Source organism: Mycobacterium sp. 1164985.4, assembly GCF_001668575.1.
In the GTDB taxonomy this organism is placed as follows: Bacteria; Actinomycetota; Actinomycetes; order Mycobacteriales; family Mycobacteriaceae; genus Mycobacterium.
Genome location: NZ_LZMD01000092.1, coordinates 1 through 20,772 on the forward strand (window position 1 = coordinate 1; position 20,772 = coordinate 20,772).

The 20,772-nt window shown below is 67.9% G+C and carries 21 protein-coding genes; 13 read left to right on the forward strand and 8 right to left on the reverse strand.

The window, feature by feature from the left end:
- From A5650_RS21195 to ribD, 5 genes are all read left to right on the forward strand, one after another.
- Positions 1–287, forward strand: a 287-nt coding sequence (locus tag A5650_RS21195) for a LemA family protein (protein ID WP_197501942.1), incomplete at its 5' end; no start/stop codon positions are given.
- A 40-nt stretch (positions 288–327) separates the two neighbouring features.
- Entirely contained in the window at positions 328–1,257 is a 930-nt protein-coding gene (gene fmt, locus A5650_RS21200) for a methionyl-tRNA formyltransferase (protein ID WP_067296298.1), read from the forward strand.
- The gene (locus tag A5650_RS21205) at positions 1,254–2,627 is read left to right on the forward strand and encodes an RsmB/NOP family class I SAM-dependent RNA methyltransferase (protein ID WP_067296301.1); all 1,374 of its coding nucleotides are present in this window, start codon (positions 1,254–1,256) and stop codon (positions 2,625–2,627) included. The genes fmt and A5650_RS21205 overlap by 4 nt, the downstream gene beginning before the upstream one ends.
- A gap of 4 nt (positions 2,628–2,631) precedes the next feature.
- The gene (gene rpe, locus A5650_RS21210) at positions 2,632–3,309 is read left to right on the forward strand and encodes a ribulose-phosphate 3-epimerase (RefSeq protein ID WP_067296303.1); all 678 of its coding nucleotides are present in this window, start codon (positions 2,632–2,634) and stop codon (positions 3,307–3,309) included.
- Positions 3,306–4,307 carry a bifunctional diaminohydroxyphosphoribosylaminopyrimidine deaminase/5-amino-6-(5-phosphoribosylamino)uracil reductase RibD gene (ribD, locus tag A5650_RS21215; protein WP_067296304.1) on the forward strand — a complete coding sequence of 334 codons (1,002 nt, stop codon included), beginning with the start codon at positions 3,306–3,308 and terminating at the stop codon, positions 4,305–4,307. Before rpe ends, ribD begins: the two co-directional genes overlap by 4 nt.
- Here the strand turns inward: ribD and A5650_RS21220 are convergent.
- The 5 genes from A5650_RS21220 to A5650_RS21240 form a co-directional block, all read right to left on the reverse strand.
- A complete protein-coding gene (locus A5650_RS21220; RefSeq protein ID WP_067296306.1) occupies positions 4,294–5,334 on the reverse strand; it encodes an ABC transporter ATP-binding protein in 1,041 nt (346 codons plus the stop codon). The two genes, ribD and A5650_RS21220, sit on opposite strands and share 14 nt — an antisense overlap.
- Positions 5,335–5,337: 3 nt before the next feature.
- Positions 5,338–6,387, reverse strand: coding sequence for an ABC transporter permease (locus A5650_RS21225; RefSeq protein WP_067296309.1), 1,050 nt, complete (start codon positions 6,385–6,387; stop codon positions 5,338–5,340).
- Positions 6,388–6,434: 47 nt separating this feature from the next.
- On the reverse strand, positions 6,435–6,989 hold the full coding sequence (locus A5650_RS21230; protein ID WP_197501943.1) for a type 1 glutamine amidotransferase domain-containing protein: 555 nt from the start codon (positions 6,987–6,989) through the stop codon (positions 6,435–6,437).
- 327 nt (positions 6,990–7,316) lie between these two features.
- A complete protein-coding gene (locus tag A5650_RS21235) occupies positions 7,317–8,891 on the reverse strand; it encodes an MFS transporter (protein ID WP_067296398.1) in 1,575 nt (524 codons plus the stop codon).
- Positions 8,891–9,592, reverse strand: a complete 702-nt coding sequence (locus A5650_RS21240; RefSeq protein WP_067296402.1) for an LppX_LprAFG lipoprotein — start codon at positions 9,590–9,592, stop codon at positions 8,891–8,893. The genes A5650_RS21235 and A5650_RS21240 overlap by 1 nt, the downstream gene beginning before the upstream one ends.
- Positions 9,593–9,778: 186 nt before the next feature.
- Here A5650_RS21240 and A5650_RS21245 point away from each other — a divergent pair, with 186 nt between their 5' ends.
- Positions 9,779–10,378, forward strand: a complete 600-nt coding sequence (locus A5650_RS21245) for a riboflavin synthase (RefSeq protein ID WP_067296311.1) — start codon at positions 9,779–9,781, stop codon at positions 10,376–10,378.
- A gap of 200 nt (positions 10,379–10,578) precedes the next feature.
- Here A5650_RS21245 and A5650_RS21250 read toward each other — a convergent pair whose 3' ends face one another.
- Entirely contained in the window at positions 10,579–10,917 is a 339-nt protein-coding gene (locus tag A5650_RS21250; protein WP_067296313.1) for a hypothetical protein, read from the reverse strand.
- 174 nt (positions 10,918–11,091) lie between these two features.
- Here A5650_RS21250 and A5650_RS21255 point away from each other — a divergent pair, with 174 nt between their 5' ends.
- The 3 genes from A5650_RS21255 to A5650_RS21265 are packed head-to-tail and all read left to right on the forward strand — an operon-like array spanning position 11,092 to position 13,333.
- Positions 11,092–12,411 (forward strand): bifunctional 3,4-dihydroxy-2-butanone-4-phosphate synthase/GTP cyclohydrolase II, encoded by a 1,320-nt coding sequence (locus tag A5650_RS21255; protein WP_067087638.1) that lies wholly within the window; start codon positions 11,092–11,094, stop codon positions 12,409–12,411.
- The gene (gene ribH / locus A5650_RS21260) at positions 12,408–12,887 is read left to right on the forward strand and encodes a 6,7-dimethyl-8-ribityllumazine synthase (protein WP_067087609.1); all 480 of its coding nucleotides are present in this window, start codon (positions 12,408–12,410) and stop codon (positions 12,885–12,887) included. Before A5650_RS21255 ends, ribH begins: the two co-directional genes overlap by 4 nt.
- Positions 12,884–13,333: a PH domain-containing protein gene (locus tag A5650_RS21265; protein WP_067087611.1), complete on the forward strand. Its 450-nt coding sequence runs from the start codon at positions 12,884–12,886 to the stop codon at positions 13,331–13,333. Before ribH ends, A5650_RS21265 begins: the two co-directional genes overlap by 4 nt.
- On the opposite strand, the gene A5650_RS21270 is transcribed toward A5650_RS21265, so the two are convergent.
- Positions 13,320–13,787: a GNAT family N-acetyltransferase gene (locus A5650_RS21270; protein ID WP_067296316.1), complete on the reverse strand. Its 468-nt coding sequence runs from the start codon at positions 13,785–13,787 to the stop codon at positions 13,320–13,322. The two genes, A5650_RS21265 and A5650_RS21270, sit on opposite strands and share 14 nt — an antisense overlap.
- Positions 13,784–15,751, reverse strand: a complete 1,968-nt coding sequence (locus A5650_RS21275) for a gamma-glutamyltransferase family protein (protein ID WP_197501944.1) — start codon at positions 15,749–15,751, stop codon at positions 13,784–13,786. The genes A5650_RS21270 and A5650_RS21275 overlap by 4 nt, the downstream gene beginning before the upstream one ends.
- Positions 15,752–15,804: 53 nt before the next feature.
- Here A5650_RS21275 and uvrC point away from each other — a divergent pair, with 53 nt between their 5' ends.
- Genes uvrC through whiA form a run of 4 tightly spaced genes read left to right on the forward strand, consistent with a single transcriptional unit; the run spans position 15,805 to position 20,694 of the window.
- Positions 15,805–17,799: an excinuclease ABC subunit UvrC gene (gene uvrC / locus A5650_RS21280; RefSeq protein WP_067296319.1), complete on the forward strand. Its 1,995-nt coding sequence runs from the start codon at positions 15,805–15,807 to the stop codon at positions 17,797–17,799.
- Positions 17,800–17,810: 11 nt separating this feature from the next.
- Entirely contained in the window at positions 17,811–18,710 is a 900-nt protein-coding gene (gene rapZ, locus A5650_RS21285) for an RNase adapter RapZ (RefSeq protein WP_197501945.1), read from the forward strand.
- Positions 18,707–19,720, forward strand: coding sequence for a uridine diphosphate-N-acetylglucosamine-binding protein YvcK (yvcK, locus tag A5650_RS21290; RefSeq protein ID WP_067296324.1), 1,014 nt, complete (start codon positions 18,707–18,709; stop codon positions 19,718–19,720). Before rapZ ends, yvcK begins: the two co-directional genes overlap by 4 nt.
- The gene (gene whiA, locus A5650_RS21295) at positions 19,717–20,694 is read left to right on the forward strand and encodes a DNA-binding protein WhiA (RefSeq protein ID WP_156744253.1); all 978 of its coding nucleotides are present in this window, start codon (positions 19,717–19,719) and stop codon (positions 20,692–20,694) included. Before yvcK ends, whiA begins: the two co-directional genes overlap by 4 nt.
- Positions 20,695–20,772 lie beyond the last annotated feature (78 nt).

A 20,772-nucleotide genomic window follows, 5' to 3' on the forward strand; every position in this document is an offset into this window, starting at 1 on the left:
CCACCGGCAAGTCGGTGGCACAGCGCAGCGCGGCCGAGAAGGAACTCGACACCGCACTGGCGCCACTGTTGGCGCTCGGCCAGCAGTACCCACAGCTCAACTCGTCGAACAACTTCCTGAACCTGCAGGAGAATCTGACGGACAGCGAGAACAAGCTGGCGTTCGCGCGGCAGTACTACAACGACGCGGTCGCGACCCTGAACCGGTCGCTCACCACGATCCCGTGGATGTTCGTCGCCCCGCTGACCGGTGTGTCCGAGCGAGAGTATTACCAGACCCCACGCTGAGCGCTGGGAGGCGGCTGAGCGTCGTCTCTAGACTGGCCCGGTGCGCATCGTCTTCGCCGGCACCCCGGAACCCGCCCTGCCGCCGCTGCGCCGACTCATCGAATCGCCACGTCACGACGTCATCGCGGTGTTGACCCGCCCCGACGCGGCGGCCGGCCGGCGCGGCAAGCCGGCACCGTCCCCGGTTGCGCGGCTGGCGCTCGAGCACGGGATCCCGGTGCTGCGGCCGTCGAAGCCGAACTCCGACGAGTTCGTCGCCGAACTGACCGAGCTGGCACCGGAATGCTGCGCGGTGGTCGCCTACGGCGCGCTGCTGCGCGAGCCGCTCCTCGCGGTGCCCGAGCGCGGCTGGGTGAACCTGCACTTCTCCGTGCTGCCCGCCTGGCGTGGGGCGGCGCCGGTGCAGGCCGCGATCGCCGCGGGCGACACCGTGACCGGTGCGACGACGTTCCTCATCGAACCCGCGCTCGACTCCGGTCCCGTCTACGGCGTCGTCACCGAGACCATCCGGCCGACCGACACTGCCGGTGATCTGCTTGAGCGACTGTCGATCTCGGGTGCCGAGCTGTTGAGCCACACGCTCGACGGCATCGCCGACGGCACGCTGACCGCAGTGCCGCAGCCCTTGGAGGGGGTGACCATCGCCCCGAAGATCACCGTCGACGAGGCCAGGGTGCGATGGGATCTACCCGCGCACGTCGTCGAGCGACGGATCCGTGCGGTAACACCGAATCCCGGTGCCTGGACGATGATCGGCGACCTGAGGGTCAAACTCGGCCCCGTCACCGTCGAGGAGGCGGCCGAACACCTGCAGCCCGGTGCGATCCGGGCCGCCCGCGACGGGGTGCGCATCGGTACCGCATCCGCCCCTGTGCGCCTCGGTCTCATCCAGCCGCCCGGCAAGAAACCGATGAACGCGGCCGACTGGGCCCGCGGCGCCCGTCTGGACGACACGGTGCGAGCCGAATGACCCGGCCGCGCAACCGTCGACCGCAACGACGCAAGCCGCTCGATCCGGCGCGTCGCGCCGCGTTCGACGTGCTGCGTGCCGTCTCGGAGAAGGACGCCTACGCCAATCTTGCGTTGCCGCCGATCCTGCGCGATCGCGGCATCAGCGGCCGCGACGCGGCCTTCGCCACCGAACTCGCCTACGGCGCCTGCCGGACTCGGGGCCTGCTGGACGCAGTCATCGCCGGCGCCGCGGGCCGTCCGACCGACAAGATCGACCCCGTCCTGCTCGACCTGCTGCGGCTCGGCGCCTACCAACTGCTGCGTACGCGGGTCGAACAACATGCCGCGGTGTCCACCACCGTCGAGCAGGCTGGCATCGAATTCGACACGGCTCGTGCGGGTTTCGTCAACGGTGTGCTGCGCACGATCGCGTCGCGCGACGAAGAGGGCTGGATCGCGGAACTGGCACCGGACGCGGCTTCCGATCCGATCGGGCATGCGGCATTCGTCCACGCACACCCCCGGTGGATCGCTCAGGCCTTCGCCGATGCGCTCGGCGCCGACGCCGGTCAGCTCGATGCGCTGCTGGCCAGCGACGACGCCCGACCCGCGGTTCACCTCGCCGCCCGTCCGGGGGCGCTGACCGCCGCGGAGCTGGCGGCGCAGGTCGACGGCAGTGTCGGCCGGTATTCGCCGTACGCGGTGTACCTCGCCGGAGGCGACCCGGGCCGAGTGCAGGCCGTGCGAGACGGCGCCGCGCTGGTCCAGGACGAGGGCAGCCAACTCGTGGCGCGGGCACTGACCCTGGCGGAGGTCGACGGCACCGACGGCGGCCGATGGCTGGACCTGTGTTCCGGCCCCGGCGGAAAGACCGCGCTGCTGGCCGCACTCGCGCCGCACGGCGCCCGGGTCACCGCGGTCGAACCGGCACCCGCGCGCGCCGACCTCGTGGAGCAGAACACCCGCGGCCTGCCGGTCGACGTGCTGAGCGTCGACGGCCGCGACCCCGGCATCGAGCCGGGTTTCGACCGCGTGCTGGTGGACGCGCCGTGCACCGGCCTCGGGGCGCTGCGGCGCAGGCCCGAGGCGCGCTGGCGACGCAAGCCGAACGACGTGCCGCCCCTGGCCAAACTGCAACGCGAACTCCTCGCATCGGCGATCCGGCTGACGCGGCCGGGCGGCGTGGTGCTCTACGCCACCTGTTCGCCGCATCTCGCCGAGACGGTCGGCGTCGTCTCGGACGCGCTGCGCCGGCATCCCGTGACGGCCGTGGACACCCGGCCGCTCTTCGCGCCCGTCGACGGTCTCGGCGACGGCCCGCACGTGCAGTTGTGGCCGCACCGCCACGGCACCGATGCGATGTTCGCCGCCGCGCTCAAAGTAGGGTAGGCCCATGGCTGGACCCCTGATCGCGCCGTCGATCCTGGCTGCCGACTTCGCCAGACTCGCCGAGGAGGCCGAGGCGGTGCAGGGTGCGGACTGGCTGCACGTCGACGTGATGGACAACCACTTCGTCCCGAACCTGACGATCGGTCAGCCGGTTGTCGAGTCGCTGCTGAAGGTGACCGACATCCCGATGGACTGCCACCTGATGATCGAGAACCCCGACCGATGGGCACCGCCGTATGCCGAGGCGGGCGCCTACAACGTCACCTTCCACGCCGAGGCCACCGACAACCCGGTCGGCGTCGCCCGCGACATCCGGGCGGCCGGGGCCAAGGCGGGCCTCTCGGTCAAGCCCGGTACTCCGCTGGAGCCCTACCTGGAGATCCTGCCGGAATTCGACACGCTGCTGATCATGTCGGTGGAGCCGGGTTTCGGCGGCCAGAAGTTCATCCCGGAGGTGCTGGTCAAGGTCGGCACCGCCCGGCGACTCGTGGACGCGGGTGAGTTGACGATCGTCGTCGAGATCGACGGCGGCATCAACGCCGACACCATCGAGCAGGCGGCCGAGGCCGGCGTGGACTGCTTCGTCGCGGGATCGGCCGTCTACAGCGCGGAGGATCCGGCGGCGGCGGTGGAGTCCCTGCGCAGGCAGGCCGCCGCGGCGTCCAAGCATCTGCGGGCATGAACCTCGAAGCCGCGATGCGGCTGGCGATTCAGCAGGCCGAGAAGGTCAAGGGCACGACCTACCCCAATCCGCCCGTCGGAGCGGTGATCCTGGACCGCGACGGCGAGGTGGCCGGCGTGGGCGCGACCGAACCCCCAGGCGGTCCGCACGCCGAGGTGCTCGCGCTGCGCAGGTCTGGCGAGCGCGCCGCGGGCGGCACCGCCGTCGTCACGCTCGAACCGTGCAACCATCACGGCAGGACGCCGCCGTGCGTGGACGCGCTTGTCGCCGCGGGTGTTTCGGCAGTCGCCTACGCGGTCGGCGACCCGAACCCGATCGCCGCGGGAGGGGCCGCACGCCTCGCCGAGTCCGAGATCGCCGTGACAGCCGGAGTACTCGTCGACGCCGTGGCCGGTGGCCCACTGCGCGAGTGGCTGCACAAACAACGCACCGGATCTCCGCATGTGACATGGAAATTCGCGACGAGCGTGGACGGCCGCAGCGCGGCCGCCGACGGCAGCAGCCAATGGATCACAAGCGAAGCCGCTCGCGCGGACGTGCACCGCAGGCGTGCGGTCGCCGACGCGATCGTGGTGGGCACCGGGACTGTGTTCGTCGACGACCCGACGCTGACGGCCCGCCTTCCCGACGGTTCGCTGGCCGAGCGTCAGCCGTTGCGTGTCGTCGTCGGCGAACGTGAGATCTCGCAGGAGGCACGGGTTCTCAACGACGACTCACGCACGATGGTGATCCGCACCCGTGATCCCCACGAGGTGATCAAGGCCCTGTCGGATCGGACCGATGTGCTGCTCGAGGGCGGTCCGACGTTGGCGGGCGCCTTCCTGCGCGCTGGCGTGATCGACCGGATCTTGGCCTACGTCGCGCCCATTCTGCTCGGCGGTCCGATCACCGCGGTGGACGACGTGGGTGTGTTGAGCATCGCGCATGCGCAGCGGTGGCGCTTCGATGGGATCGAGCCGATCGGTCCCGACGTTCTGCTGAGCCTCATTCCGGCGTAGCCTCGTCTGATTCGCCGCTCAGCGGGTCCTCGTCTGATTCGCCGCTCAGCGGGCGGTGCTCAATCAGGTCGCGAACTCCCGCCATCCCCAGACGTTCTCGGAACGCCTGCACGGTGTGGCCCACGACCGTCGCGTCGGTGCGGGCGCGAGCGGTCGCCGACCGAGGCAGGTGGAACAGCGGCCCGATCTCTCCGAAGTAGTCGCCTTTGCCAGCCGATTTCAGCAATTCCTCACCACCGCCGGGCAGTTCGCGCACGATCTCGATCTCGCCGTCGTCCACGATGTAGATCAGGTCGCCCATGGTGCCCTGTTCGAAGAGCACCTGACCGACCTCCAACGCCACCGTCTCCGGCGGACGGTCGGCGGAGGCGAAGTTGGGCACCATCTCGACGACGCGGTCGGCGAGCGGAAGGATCCGGCTGTCGTGTGTGGCGACGACGACCATCCGGGTGCCGGAGGCGAGTTCGCGAATCAGCTTGAGCACCTCCTCGACCTGGATGAAATCCAGGTGCGCGGTGGGCTCGTCGGCCAGGATCAGCGGGGGATCGAGCGCGATGGCCCGGGCCACCGCCACGCGCTGCTGCTGTCCGCCGCTGAGGTCGCCCGGCCGGTGGTCCAGGCGGTCCTCCAGACCCACGCGGGCCAGGAGCTGTTCGGCGCGTTTGCGAGAAGCGCGGCGCGACGTACCCGATGCGCGCAACGGCACCATCACGTTCTCGACCGCGGTGAGGCTGGGCACCAGGTTGAAAGCCTGGAACACGAAGCCCACTGTCTCGCGTCGATAGGTCGCAAGCTCCTTGGCGCTCAGCGACGTCACGTCGACGTCGCCGAACTTGATTGCGCCCGTGTTGGGTTGGAGGATTCCGCCGAGACACGACAACAGCGTGGTCTTCCCGCATCCGCTGGGGCCCATCAGGATCACCAACGATCCCGCAGGCACGTCGAGGTTTAGGCCGTCGATCGGGCGCACGGTGTGTCCGCCGCTGGTGTATTCGACCGCGAGGTTTTGAATCGACAGATCGCCCATCGGTCAGGGCCCCCCGAAAGCCAGTGCGGGATCGACGGATACCGCGCGGCGCAGTCCGGCCGCGCTGGCGATGAGACCGATCGCCACCGCGACCACCGGCAGCGCGACGAACGCCTGCGTGGGGATGATCACTTGCATCGGGAACAGTGGTCCGAGCAGCAGCGAGAGCCCGGCCCCGACCAGCGCGGCCAGCAGCGCCACGATCACTGCCTGCAGGGCGAGCCCGGCCATCACCGAACGTGTCGGCACCCCAATCGCCTTGAAAACGGCGAAGTCCCGTAGCCGTTCCAACGCCGACAGATAGACCACCGACCCCACGATCAGCGCCGCGACGATCCACAGCAGGACCGCGACGATCGTGATCGAATTGACCGCCACCTTCAACGGTCGCAGCAGATCATCAATGGCCCCGGCGCGATCGACCGCCCGATATCCGCGCGGCACGCGCTCCAGCGAACCGCGCACACCGATGGAGGCAACCAGTGGCTCACCCCCGTACACCAACTCCTGCGCGCCCTCTGTGGTGAGAAAGACGTTGGGCAGGTTCGCCAACGCGGTCGAGTTCTCCACCAGGCCGACGATCCGCAGCCGCTGTGAGGCGATCTCGACCTCGTCGCCGAGGCCGCGGCCCAGCGTCGTCGACACCGCGACCTCGCCCGGGACCGCGGGCGCACGTCCCTCGATGACCGGCGGCATCCCCGGTCCACGCTCGGGCGCGCCGAAGATGTCGACGTTGCGGGTATCCCCGTCGAGCGTCGCGGTGCCGCCGGCATAGGCCAGGGGAGCTGCGGCGTCGACACCGGGCGCCCCGGCGATGCGGCGCAATTCCACCGGCGCGAACGGCGTGGCGCCGACGAACGGGCCGGATGCGCCGGCCTTGACGATGAACTGGTCCACTCCGAGGGAGTCGACGGTGCGCCGGGCCTCGGTCTGGAAACCGTTGGCCAGACCCGTGAGAGCCAGCGTCATCCCGAAAATGATCGCCGTGGACAGCACCGCGATGGCGAAACGTCGCCGTCGCCACTGCATGTCGCGCAGCGCGGCGATGAGCATGTCGGCGACGTTACCCCGGCGACGTTGGTCGGCGCGTCGGGTTTCGGCTACTTCGCGAAAGCGCTGACCAACGTGTTACAGAATGCGGGCAGGTCATCCGGCTTGCGGCTGGACACCAAAGTGTTTGGCCCACGCGAGCATTCGACGACTTCGTCGTCGACCCAATTGGCGCCGGCGTTCACCAGGTCGGTCTTCACGCTGGGCCACGACGTGATGGTGCGTCCCCGCACCACGTCGGCCTCGATGAGCGTCCACGGCCCGTGACAGATCACCGCGACCGGTTTTCCCGCATCGAAGAAGCTCTTCGCGAACGCGACCGCGTCGCCGTTCATCCGCAGGTTGTCGGGGTTGGCGACGCCGCCGGGCAGCACCAGCGCGGCGTAGTCGGACGCCGACACGTCGTCGGCGGACTTCTCGGCGTCGAAGGTGTCGGCCGGGGTCAAGTGGTTGAACGCCTGAATCTTGCCGACCTCCGTCGACACCAGTTCGGGGGTGCCTCCGGCCTGCTCGACGGCCTTCCACGGCTCGGTCAGCTCGACCTGCTCCACACCTTCGGGGGCGACCAGGAACGCAATCTTCTTGCCATTCAGTGAACTTGCCATCAGCTTTCTCCGTTGAGGTAGGTGTGATGCCACGCATACCCCGCGCGTCTAGGAGTCAATCAGTGCGATTACCTCGGTACACTCGTACCAGAGTGGGCCCGACAGGCCCTCCGCAATCGCGCTTTCACCGACGATTTGCGCGCTGGTGAGCACGAACGAAGGACGACCCATGACTGCACTGCAGGACTGGCTTACTGATCGCCCGATGTACCCCCGCACCCTGAGGGCGCTGATTTGTGGCACCTTTCGAGGTCAGACAACGCAACCCGCCGAACACGAGAGTAGTTCGGCCGAGCCCAAGCTGCTGCGTCCGGGCCTCGAGCGCTGCTAGGAGCCACCCACTCCGTCGTCGTCAGCGTGCTCGGTCCGTCCGCTGATCACCAATCCGAGCAAAGCGCCGACCACGCATACGACAGCTGTCGCCAGGAAGATGACGCCATATTGCATCGTGTACGCTTCCACGTTTGCCCGGGCTAGCCGGGCGGCCTGAGCGGCCAATAGCCCGCCGGGGGTGTCCGCCGCCGGGGCAGGCAGGACGTCGAGGCGCTCCTGGAGATACTGGTTGAACTTGTACAACCCCCAGGCGGTCAGCGCGGCCAGGCCGATCAACATGCCGATCATCCGCGCCACCACGACGGCAGCCGATGCGATGCCGTGCTGAGCAGCAGGAACCACCCGGAGCGTTGCGGACGTGAGCGGTCCGATCACGAGACCGAGGCCGAAGCCGGCGATCGCCAAGTCCGTGTCGAGTACCGGCAGGGCAATAAAGCCGAGGTCGTGATGTGTGGTCAGGACGTCAACGCCCCAGTTTGACACCAACCAGTAACCGCCTGCCGCGATCATCAGGCCGGCGAAGGCGACCAGTCGGTCCCCGATGCGGGTCGCGATCCATCCCCCGACCACGGCGCCGATCGGGAGCGCGATCAAGAAGCGCAGCAGCAGAAGCACAGCTCCGGTCTGATCCTTGGCGAGCACTCCCTGCCCGAACAACTCGACGTTGACGAGCGTCACCATCAGCGCAGCACCGGCACACAGCGAGGCGCCCAGGGCGGCCAGGAACGGCCGGAAATGGACGCCGGCCGGTTCGATCAGCCGCGTGCGGGCGAACCGCTCCCACACGAAGAACCCCACGAGGGCTACCGTCGCGATCAGGAGCACCGGCAGCCCGTAGCTCGGCAGGATCTTGCGGCCGTCCGGCGCGGGGTTGTACAACCCGATCACCGTCAGCCCGAGCGCGACCGCCAGCAGCACGCCGCCGACCACGTCAACGCGCTCCGGATCTTCGGTTTTCAGCCGGGCGGGCAGGCTGAAGTGGATCAACAGCATGGCGATGGCCGCAAGCGGCACGTTAATCCAGAACACGTCGCGCCAGGTGCTCAACGCCGCGACGACGGCGATGCCGTAGAGCGGGCCCAGCACGCTGCCGAGCTCCTGGGCGGCGCCGATCCCGCCCAACACCGACGCTCGGTTACGGGTGGACCACAGATCGGCGGCCAGTGCCAGCGTGACCGGCAGCAACGCGCCACTGGCGACGCCCTGAATAGTTCGGCCGATCACCATGGGAACGAGGTCGTTCGACAAGGCCGTGACGACGGAGCCGACGGCGAACCCAGCCAGGCTCAGCTGGAGGATGAACTTGCGGCCGAACCGGTCGGAGGCACGGCCCAGCAGCGGCATCGCGGCGATGTAGCCCAGCAGATAACACGTGATGATCGGTGTGACCCGTTGCAACTGGTTCAGCGGAATGCTGAGGTCGACGATGATGTCCCGGATGATGGCGACGACGACGTACGTGTCGAGTGCGCCGAGCAACACCGCGAGGCCGCCCGCACTGATCGCAATCCGGCGGTTCGACGCCGTCGTCGCAGCGGTTTTGGTGTCTGTAGATTCTGAAATCGACATCAGGCGGCCGGCGGCTTGGCGACCGTCACTGGCTTGCCCCACTCAGACAACGCCATGGTGACGCTGGAGTCGGACTCGGTCTGCAACTTCACCTGAACCAGCTTGTGGTCGCCGTCTTCGGCGATCCAAGCGGTCCCCGGCACCGGGCCGGTCGCTGCAATTTGCGGCGCGATCTTGTTCACGGCGTCCGCGCTGACGTTTCCGGTGATGCGAACGGTCCGGACCCCGTTGATGTCCTCGCGGCCCTCGGCCTTGGGATCCGAGAAGTTGGCCAGCACGTTGCCAACGCCAGTCTGCGGGTTGAGGATCAGCGAGGCGTCGTAGATGTCTGCGGCGGGGCCGAAGTTCGACAACCCGGCACCCGGGGTCATCGAGGCGTAAAGGTCGCCGTCGACGACCGCGAACTGCACGCCCTCGAGGCGCTGCCCCATCATCAGAAGATTGACTTTTCCTTCCGCCGTAAACGTCGGCGCGTTGCTCAGATCGCCTTCCAGCAACTCGATCGGCAGCTTTTCGCTCTTACCGTCCACTGTCAGCTTGATATGCGCGCTTGTCTGGTTCTGAGTGGTCTGGCTCGATTGCTGCAGGAGCGTCGCAGCATCGGGCAGGTCCTTGGCGGGCTCCTCGGACTTGGAGCACCCCGCGAAGACAACGACGGCGGTGGCGAGGGCTAACAAGATCAACACGACGCGCTTGGGCATGACTGCATGGTAGAGGGTGCGGGTGCACGGGCGCGGTTCGCGGGGCATGGGCGTGTACCTAAACACCACTCCTAACCTCGACTTTTCCGAGTTTCGGAAAATTCACGGCGGCGGTGCCGCGGCGAAACGTTCCGGCGGAAAGCCGTCATCCCGTGAGTCGGCCGCACCACCCTATAGTCTGGCGGCGTGTTCACCGGAATCGTCGAAGAGGTCGGCGAGGTTGTCGGCAAAGAGGATCTCGGCGATATCGCGCGGCTCGCCATCCGCGGGCCCCTCGTCGCCTCCGATGCGCGCCACGGTGACTCGATCGCGGTGAACGGTGTCTGCCTCACCGTCGTCGAGGTGCAACCGGAAGCGACATTCACCACCGATGTGATCGGCGAAACGCTGAACCGGTCGAGCCTCGGCCGACTCGGGGTGGGCAGCAGGGTCAACCTCGAGCGCGCCGCGGCGGTGAACAGCCGCCTCGGCGGGCACATCGTGCAGGGACATGTCGACGGCACTGGTCATGTCATCGCGCGCTCTCCGTCGCAGCGCTGGACCGTGGTGCGCGTCGCACTGCCGACCGCGCTGTCGCGGTACGTCGTCGAGAAGGGCTCCATCACCGTCGACGGTGTCTCGCTGACGGTGTCCGGGCTCGGACACGACTGGTTCGAGGTGTCGTTGATCCCCACGACGCTTGATCTCACGATTCTCGGCCGTGCCGAGGTCGGCACGTTGGTCAATCTCGAGGTGGACGTGATCGCTAAATACGTCGAGCGGTTGCTGTCACCCGAAACCGATTAGCCAAGCACGACTTTCGGGGTCTCCCATGCGTGGTGTGCGTCCTATGCAGTCGGCTGTATCGACGGCGTAGCGTGCCGACTGCCGATGATGTCGATGCGAACGCCGCCGGCGTTGCTGACAACGGTGTAGCGGTCCCCACCGAACGGACGGCCAAAGGGCCGCGTCGGCATTAGAAACCATTGCTGTGTAGCCGCGTCCTCCTACGCGATTGGCCCCGGGATCGGCATGGGTGCACGGAAGTGTTCAAGAAATCCAAACAAGGCGCCGACTTGCGCGGGATTCGGTACGAAATCGCTGAAGAACCGATCAACTGACGCCATCTGGTCGGGCGGCGCGGCATCAGGGGGAACGTATGTCCTCCACATACCTTCGAGCACCCCCACCGCCGGGATCACGTCCGACGCACCGCCGGAAGGCCCGGGTGGGGCCGGATCGAACGGCTCGGCGGTCGCGGGAGCGGAGGCGAAGAAGAATCCGGAGGCGGCCACGGCACACGCGGCGATCAGCAGCCTCCGGGCGGTGATGCGTGACGCTTTCATACAAGACCTCTTCGAAGTGACCGGGAAATTAGCGTAGGCGTCAGGCGACGTGGTCGAGGAGCGTTTACCGAAACACCGATCGCCGGCCCGGCCGTCGGCACTGACTTCACCGGTATACCCCCAGGTCAGCGGACCGGCAATAAGTTTTGGACCCCGGTGGTTCATACTGATGTGGTGACGAGGCTTGACACTGTTGAGCGCGCGGTGGCCGATATCGCCGCGGGCAAGGCCGTCGTCGTGATCGACGATGAGGATCGCGAGAACGAGGGCGACCTCATCTTCGCCGCCGAGAAGGCGACCCCCGAACTCGTCGCGTTCATGGTCCGCTACACCTCCGGTTACCTCTGTGTGCCGCTGGACGGGGCGATCTGCGACAAGCTCGGCCTGCTGCCGATGTACGCGGTCAACCAGGACAAGCACGGCACCGCCTACACCGTCACCGTGGACGCAAAAAACGGTGTGGGGACGGGTATCTCAGCCGCAGACCGCGCGACGACGATGCGCCTGCTGGCGGATCCGTCGAGCATCGCCGACGATTTCACCAAACCGGGGCACGTCGTGCCGCTGCGCGCGAAGGACGGTGGGGTGCTGCGCCGCCCGGGCCACACCGAGGCCGCGGTCGACCTGGCGCGACTCGCCGGGCTGCAACCCGCCGGTGCGATCTGCGAGATCGTCAGCCAGAAAGACGAAGGCTCGATGGCGCAGACCGACGAGCTGCGCATCTTCGCCGACGAACACGACCTCGCGCTGATCTCGATCGCCGACCTGATCGAGTGGCGGCGCAAGCATGAGAAGCACATCGAGCGCATCGCCGAGGCCCGGATTCCGACCCGCCACGGCGAATTCCGCGCCGTCGGCTACACCAGCATCTATGACGACGTCGAGCACGTCGCGCTGGTCAAGGGTGACGTCGCGGGTCCGACCAGCGACGGCCATGACGTGCTGGTGCGCGTGCACTCGGAATGCCTCACCGGCGACGTGTTCGGTTCCCAGCGCTGCGACTGCGGACCCCAACTCGACGCGGCGATGGCGATGGTCGCCCGCGAAGGCCGCGGCATCGTGCTGTACATGCGCGGACATGAGGGTCGGGGCATCGGCCTCATGCACAAGCTGCAGGCGTATCAACTTCAGGACGCCGGCGACGACACCGTCGACGCCAACCTCAAGCTCGGCCTGCCCGCCGACGCCCGCGACTACGGTATCGGCGCGCAGATCCTCGTCGATCTCGGTGTGCGGTCGATGCGTCTGCTGACCAACAACCCCGCCAAGCGCGTCGGGCTCGACGGCTACGGGCTGCACATCATCGAACGTGTGCCGCTGCCGGTGCGCGCCAACAAAGAGAACATCCGCTACCTGATGACCAAGCGCGACCGGATGGGCCACGACCTGAGCGGCCTCGACGATTACCACGAGGCGACCACCATGGCCGACTACGACGAGGGCGTGTACCTGCTCGGTGATCGCCGGCCGACCGATCTCGGCGGAGCCCTGTGAGCGGTACGGGCGTACCCGATCTCCCACACATCGACGGATCGGGACTCAAGCTTGCCGTCGTGGCCAGCACCTGGCACGAGACCATCTGCGATGCCCTGCTCGACGGCGCGCTCAAGGTCGCTGCGGATGCCGGCCTCGACAATCCCACGGTCGTGCGGGTGCTCGGTGCCATCGAGATTCCCGTCGTGGCACAGGCTTTGGCGGCCACTCATGACGCGGTTGTGGCGCTCGGTGTGGTGATCCGCGGTGAGACACCGCATTTCGACTACGTGTGCGACGCGGTGACCCAGGGCTTGACCCGGGTGTCGCTGGACGCGTCGACGCCGGTGGCCAATGGCGTGCTGACGACGAACACCGAACAGCAGGCCCTCGACCGGGCCGGCCTGCCCTCGTCGTCCGAAGACAAGGGCGCGCAGGCGGCGGCCGCGGCCCTGTCCACCGCGCTGACGTTGCGGAACCTGCGTTCGGGCTCATGACCGACTGGGATGTCGAGGTACGCCCTCACCTGGCACCGTATTTCGCTTACACGGCCGCAGCGCTGATCCTCATCGCGCATGTCACGGTCGGCGCGCTGCTGAAGGTGGGCTCCACCGGGGTGATCTTCCGCACCGCCGACCAGGTTGCGATCGCGCTGCTCGGTGTCGTCATCGCCGCGGTGGTGTTGATGTTCGCGCGTCCCCGGCTGCGGGCGGGCGCATCGGGTGTGGCGGTACGAAATCTGGTTGCCGACAAGGTGATTCCCTGGTCCGAGGTCGTCGACATCTCGTTCCCGCGGGGTGCGCGGTGGGCCCGTGTGGATCTGCCCGACGACGAGTACATCCCGATCATGGCGATCCAGGCCGTTGACAAGGACCGCGCGGTGGACGCGATGGACCGCGTTCGCGGCGTGCTCGAGCACTACAAGGGCCTCAACTCACGCTGAGCGACATCGCCAGTTCGTCGGCGATGGACTTGGTTTGATCCTCTGCGACCGTGAACCCGATGCTCTCGTACACCTGGCGCGCCGCCGCATTGTCGGTCGCCACGCGCAACCGGACGGTGTGCACGTTGCTGCTGCGCGCCCAGTCGAGCGCCGCCGCGACCAACTGCTTCGCCAGCCCGCGCCCGCGGACCGCCGGATCGAGCCACAGCGAGTACAGGTACACGGCCTCGGCGTTCTCCTGTTGCGCCCCGATCAGGCCGACTGGACGCTCGCCGATCAGGGCGACGAACTGCGCATGGTCGCGTAGCCGTCGGCGCCACTGCGCGGCGGTGAAGGCGGCCTCGTCGCGATAGCTCGGGTCGTTCTCGCCCAGCGAGTCGGCCAGCGCCCTCATCCGAACGGTGGCGAAGACCCGCCAGTCGGTTTCGCCCAGGCGGGCAATGCGTTCGGTCATCGGGTGTCGCCCATGACCAACCCTTCCCGGCGCGGATCCGCACCACCGATGAGGCCCGCGCTGTCTCGGGTGATCGCCGACAGGCCGCTCGATTGGTCGGCCAGATCCACCTGGTGGCCGAGTTCGCGCAAGCCCCGCACGAGCGGGTCATGGTCGCCAGCCAATCCTGGTGGGCCGGAGATGTCGATGATCGGATGCTCGCCGCCGATATTGGTCTTCGGCGTGTTGGCGGCACCGAAGTCGACCATCGACACGGCCTGCTGCGGATCGAGCCCCCAATCCAGCATCCCCACAATTGTTTTCGCCACGAACTGGATGATCACCGCGCCGCCGGGCGAACCGAGCACGGCGTACAGGTCGCCACGTTGTCCACCCTGCGCCTGGTCGAAGATCAGCGTCGGCGCCATCGTGCTGCGGGGCCGCTTTCCGGGCTGGACGCGGTTGGCGACCGATGTTCCGTCGGGGCCGGTGGGTTCGGCCGAGAAGTCGGTGAGCTGGTTGTTGAGGATGAACCCGTCGACCATGTGGAACGAGCCGAACGCGGATTCCACCGTGGTGGTCAACGACGCGGCGTTGCCCTGCGAGTCGACGATGCTGACCTGGCTGGTGCCGTGTTCGGGAACCGGCGGCGCCGGACTGGTCGGCGGCCCGAACTCGCCGGCTTTGGCGGTGCCCATGCTGTGCTGTTCGGAGATCAGCGCGGCGCGCCCGGCGAGGTAGTCGCTGCCGAGCAGCGTCTCGGGGGAACCGCCGGGCAGCGGAACGAAATCGGTGTCCGCGACATACTTGTCGCGGTCGGCGTACGCCAGCCGTTCCGCCTCGGAGATCAGGTGCACGCCCATGACGGAGGGCCGACCGCCGTTGCGATCGATGTCGGTGGGCTTGTGATCTGCCATCGGGAAGTGTTCGAGGATGCCGAGCGTGGCCAGGACCGCGATGCCGCCGGACGACGGTGGCGGCATCCCGCACACCTCCCGGCCGCGGTACGGCGCACACAGCGGTTCACGTTTCTTGGCCGTATAGCCGGCGAGGTCCTCGGCGGTCATCAGGCTGGGTGTGCGGCCGCCGGAGCCGTCGGTCGCCGCCGCGACGATGTTGCGGGCGATCGCGCCGGTGTAGAACGACTGGGGGTCGGTTGCGATGACGCCCAACGTTTTCGAGTACGCGGGGTTGGTCAGTCGGGTGCCCTCCGTTTTGGGGCTGCCGTCGGATTCGAGAAAGTATTCGGCGGCTTCGCGGTCGAGCTTGAGCTCAGGTGCCGCGTCCTCGATGGCCGCCGCGAGCCGGGCGCTGATGTCGAAGCCGTCGTCGGCCAGCCGGACGGCGGGGGCGAAAAGGTCGCGCCAGCCCGTCTTGCCGTGCTCGGCGTGGACGTCGGTCAGCATCCGCAGAATGCCCGGTACGCCGATCGAGCGTCCGGAGGCCCTGGCGTCCGGCTTGGGTTCCGTGCGGTCGGCATCGGAGACCCAGCGCAGATAGTTCTCGGTCGCGGCGGCCGGCGCGACCTCACGCCCGTCGTACGCCTGGACCCTTCCGGACGCCGCGTCGAAGTAGAGCAGGAAGCCTCCGCCGCCAAGGCCGGAAGCCTGTGGCTCGACGAGGCCGAGCACGGCCTGCGCGGTGACGAGCGCGTCCGCCGCGGTGCCGCCGTCGCGCAGCACTTCACACGCGGCCTGGGTGGCCGACGGGTTTGCGGTGGCGACGGAGAAGCTGCTGGTGCGCACCGGCGTCATGTCGCTGCGGTACCCCGTGGCCACCTCAGGGTTGGTGGAGATGTCCCTGGAGGTGGGAGGGGAACCGGGGACGGCTGCGGCGGTGGTCTTGACCACCGGGGTGCCGTTCTCGACGATCGCGCACGGTCCCGAGGCTTCGGGTTCGGTGCGCTCGTCTGCGGAGCATCCGGCCAACACCAGCACCAACCCGGTCAGCGGGGCCATCACCCTCGTCACGGAGGAGATCCGCATCACTCGACGGTAGTGGATCGGGGCCGTCGGGAGGCGGCAGTAACCTGGAATCCGTGCCCGATCCATCGACGTACCGACCCGCCCCCGGGTCGATTCCCGTCGAACCGGGCGTCTATCGGTTCCGCGACCCACACGGCCGGGTGATCTACGTCGGCAAGGCCAAGAGCCTGCGCAGCCGACTGAACTCCTACTTCGCCGACATCGCGAACCTGGCGCCGCGCACGCGCCAGATGGTGATGTCGGCGGGCAGCGTCGAGTGGACGGTGGTCAACACCGAAGTCGAGGCGCTGCAGCTCGAATACAACTGGATCAAGGAGTTCGATCCGCGGTTCAACATCAGGTACCGCGACGACAAGTCGTATCCAGTGCTGGCAGTGACACTCAACGAGGAGTACCCGCGGCTGATGGTGTACCGCGGTGCGCGGCGCAGAGGCGTCCGCTACTTCGGTCCCTACTCGCACGCGTGGGCGATCCGCGAAACACTCGATCTCCTCATGCGGGTGTTCCCGGCGCGGACCTGCTCTGCGGGAGTCTTCAAGCGGCACAGGCAAATCGACCGACCCTGTCTGCTGGGCTACATCGACAAGTGCTCGGCGCCGTGCATCGGACGGGTGAGCGCCGACGAGCATCGCCAAATCGTCCTCGACTTCTGCGATTTCCTCGCGGGCAAGACCGACCGGCTGGTCCGCGACATGGAACAGCAGATGAACGAGGCCGCCGAGCAACTGGACTTCGAGAGGGCCGCACGCCTGCGCGACGACATCGGCGCGCTCAAACGTGCGCTGGAGAAGCAGGCGGTGGTGTTCGGTGACGGCACCGACGCGGATGTGGTCGCGTTCGCCGACGACGAACTCGAAGCGGCGGTGCAGGTTTTCCACGTCCGCGGTGGCCGGGTTCGTGGCCAGCGCGGGTGGATCGTCGAGAAGTCCGGTGAGCCTGGAGAAACCAGCCAGGAACACCTGGTCGAACAGTTTTTGACCCAGTTCTACGGCGATCAGGCCGAATTGGGCGGGGCCAGCGACAGCGGCGGCGACGAGTCGACCAACCCGGTGCCGCGCCAGGTACTGGTTCCATGCCTGCCGAGCAACTCCGACGAGCTTTCGGCCTGGCTGACCCAGCTGCGAGGGTCGCGGGTGATGCTTCGGGTTCCCCAGCGCGGCGACAAGCGTGCGCTCGCCGAGACCGTGCGTCGCAACGCGCAGGACGCGCTCACCCAGCACAAACTCAAGCGGGCGGGTGACTTCACCGCGAGAACCGCTGCACTGCAGAGCATTCAGGATGCGCTCGGGCTGGCCGACGCACCGCTACGCATCGAATGCGTCGACATCAGCCATGTGCAGGGCACCGATGTGGTGGCCTCGTTGGTGGTTTTCGAAGACGGCCTGCCGCGCAAGTCCGACTACCGGCACTACGCGATCCGGGAGGCCGCGGGCGACGGCCGCTCCGACGACGTCGCCTCCATCGCCGAGGTGACCAGGCGGCGCTTCTATCGTCACCTGCACGACCTCCAGCATCCGACAGAGCTTGCGCCGGAAGGCAAGTCGCGCAAGTTCGCGTATCCACCCAACCTGTACGTCGTCGACGGTGGTGCGCCGCAGGTCAATGCCGCGCAATCGGTGCTCGACGAGCTCGGCATCACCGACGTGGCGGTGATCGGGTTGGCCAAGCGCCTGGAGGAGGTGTGGGTTCCGTCCGAGCCGGACCCGCTGATCATGCCGCGCAACAGCGAAGGGCTCTATCTGTTGCAGCGCGTGCGTGACGAGGCGCACCGGTTCGCCATCGCCTACCACCGCAGCAAGCGATCGAAGCGGATGACCGCGTCGGCGCTGGACTCGGTCCGGGGGCTCGGTGAGCATCGCCGCAAAGCGCTGGTCACCCACTTCGGCTCGGTGGCCCGATTGAAGGAGGCGTCGATCGAGGAGATCACCGCTGTACCGGGTATCGGGGTCGCCACCGCCCGCGCCGTGCTCGACGCGCTGGGCGTACCGTCCGAAAGCGACGCGCCCGACGCAGCGATCGGCAATGATCAGAGCAAGGTATCGGGATGACGGACCAGGGAATGCACGCGGATCTTCGGGATGGGGCCAGCGCCGACTCCGGCATCGACGTGGTTCTCGTCACCGGCCTTTCGGGAGCGGGCCGGGGCACGGCGGCCAAGGTGCTCGAGGATCTCGGTTGGTACGTCGCCGACAATCTGCCCCCGGAACTGATCGCGCAGATGGTCGAGTTGGGGCTGGCCGCCGGATCGCGGATCACCCAGCTGGCAGTGGTGATGGACGTGCGGTCGCGCGGTTTCACCGGTGACCTGGATTGGGTGCGTAACGAGCTCGCGACCCGCAACATCGCGCCGCGGGTGTTGTTCTTGGAGGCCTCGGACGAGAGCCTGGTGCGCCGATACGAGCAAAACCGTCGGAGTCACCCGCTGCAGGGCAATCAGACACTGGCAGAAGGCATTGCGGCCGAGCGCGCGCTGTTGGCTCCGGTGCGCGCGTCGGCCGATCTGGTGATCGACACGTCGGCGATGTCGGTGCCCGCACTGCGCGAGAGCATCGAACGCGCCTTCGGCGGCGAGACCGCCGCACACACGAACGTCACGGTCGAGTCCTTCGGCTACAAGTACGGGTTGCCGATGGACGCCGACACCGTGATGGACGTCCGGTTTCTGCCGAACCCGCACTGGGTAGACGACCTGCGCCCGCACACCGGGCAGCATCCTGCGGTTCGCGACTACGTTCTCGGGCAGCCGGGTGCAGGGGACTTCTTGGAGACCTATCATCGTCTGCTCGACGTAGTCATCGACGGATACCGTCGCGAGGGGAAGCGATATATGACCGTCGCCATCGGATGCACCGGCGGCAAACATCGAAGTGTGGCGATCGCCGAGGCGCTGGCGGCGCGGCTGCAGGACGGTGATGACCTCACGGTTCGGGTGCTGCACCGGGATCTGGGTCGCGAATGACCGCGCGGATCGTCGCACTCGGTGGTGGCCACGGACTCTACGCAACCCTGTCGGCGGCGCGTCGGCTGACGCCACACGTGACGGCCATCGTCACGGTCGCCGACGACGGTGGCTCCTCGGGGCGGCTGCGCAACGAGCTCGACGTCGTGCCTCCCGGTGATCTGCGAATGGCATTGGCGGCGTTGGCATCTGACAGCCCGCATGGCCGACTGTGGGCGACGATCATCCAGCACCGGTTCGGTGGCAGCGGGGCGCTCGCGGGACATCCGATCGGGAACCTGTTGCTCGCTGGTCTCAGCGAGGTTCTGGCCGACCCCGTGGCCGCGCTGGACGAACTGGGCCGCATCCTCGGCGTGAAGGGCCGAGTGCTGCCGATGTGTCCGATGGGACTGGGCATCGAGGCCGACGTGGCGGGTCTGGAATCCGATCCGCGGATGAGTCGCGTGATCCGCGGACAGGTGGCGATCGCCACGACCGTGGGCAAGGTCCGCCGTGTGCGGCTGCTGCCGGGTGATCCGCCGGCCACCCGGCAGGCCGTCGACGCGATCATGGCGGCTGACCTGGTGGTGCTGGGCCCGGGCTCCTGGTTCACCAGCGTCATTCCGCATGTGCTCGTTCCCGAGCTGGCGGCCGCGCTGCAGGCGACCGCGGCGCGGCGGGCGCTGGTGCTCAACCTGGTGGCCGAACCGGGGGAGACGGCCGGCTTCTCCGTCGAGCGGCACATCCATGTGCTTGCGCAGCACGCCCCCGACTTCACCGTGCACGACATCATCGTCGACGCGAGCCGAGTGCCCAGCGAACGTGAGCGTGAGCAATTGCGGCGAACCGCGAACATCCTTCGTGCTCAAGTTCAGTTTGCTGACGTGTCCAGACCTGGTACACCTTTACATGACCCGGCGCGGTTGGCCGCGGCGCTGGAAGGTGTGCGTCTTCGCGGCGCCGCAGACACGGCGCCGGCAGTGCCCACGTCGACAGCGAATGGACCGAGAGGTGACGACCCGTGGCGATGACAGCCGAGGTCAAGGATGAGTTGAGTCGGCTGGTCGTCAATTCGGTCAGCGCTCGACGCGCCGAGGTGGCCTCCCTGTTGCGCTTCGCGGGCGGACTGCACATCGTCTCGGGCCGCGTGGTGGTGGAGGCGGAGGTCGACCTCGGCAACATCGCCCGACGGCTGCGCAAGGACATCTACGACCTGTACGGCTACAACGCCTCGGTCCACGTCGTATCGGCCAGCGGAATCCGCAAGAGCACCCGGTATGTGGTGCGGGTGGCCAAGGACGGCGAGGCGTTGGCCAGGCAGACCGGTCTGCTCGATCTGCGCGGCAGGCCCGTGCGGGGGCTGCCCGCGCAGGTGGTCGGCGGCAGTGTGGCCGATGCCGAAGCAGCCTGGCGCGGAGCGTTTCTGGCGCACGGGTCGCTCACCGAGCCGGGGCGGTCGTCGGCGTTGGAAGTCAGCTGCCCTGGTCCGGAGGCAGCGCTGGCACTCGTCGGCGCTGCCCGCAGGTTGGGGGTCAGCGCCAAAGCGCGCGAGGTGCGCGGAACCGATCGGGTGGTGGTGCGCGACGGCGAGGCCATCGGCGCCCTGCTCACCCGGATGGGTGCACAGGACACCCGGCTGACGTGGGAAGAGCGTCGGATGCGGCGCGAGGTGAGGGCCACGGCCAACCGGCTGGCCAACTTCGACGACGCCAACCTGCGTCGCTCGGCACGTGCGGCGGTCGCCGCGGCCGCACGCGTGGAACGGGCGCTGGAGATCCTCGGCGATACGGTGCCCGACCACCTCGCCGCCGCGGGCAAGCTGCGAGTTGAACACCGGCAGGCTTCGTTGGAGGAGTTGGGCCGGCTCGCGGATCCGCCGATGACGAAGGACGCTGTGGCGGGCCGTATTCGACGGCTGCTGTCGATGGCCGATCGCAAGGCCAAGCAGGACGGCATTCCGGACACCGAGTCGGCCGTCACGCCGGACCTGCTCGAGGACGCTTAGCTCGAGGCGTCACACGGCGGGCATTTCGGCGAAAAGCGTGTGACAAGCGGTCACTCGGCCGACACTTCAGTTGTGTCC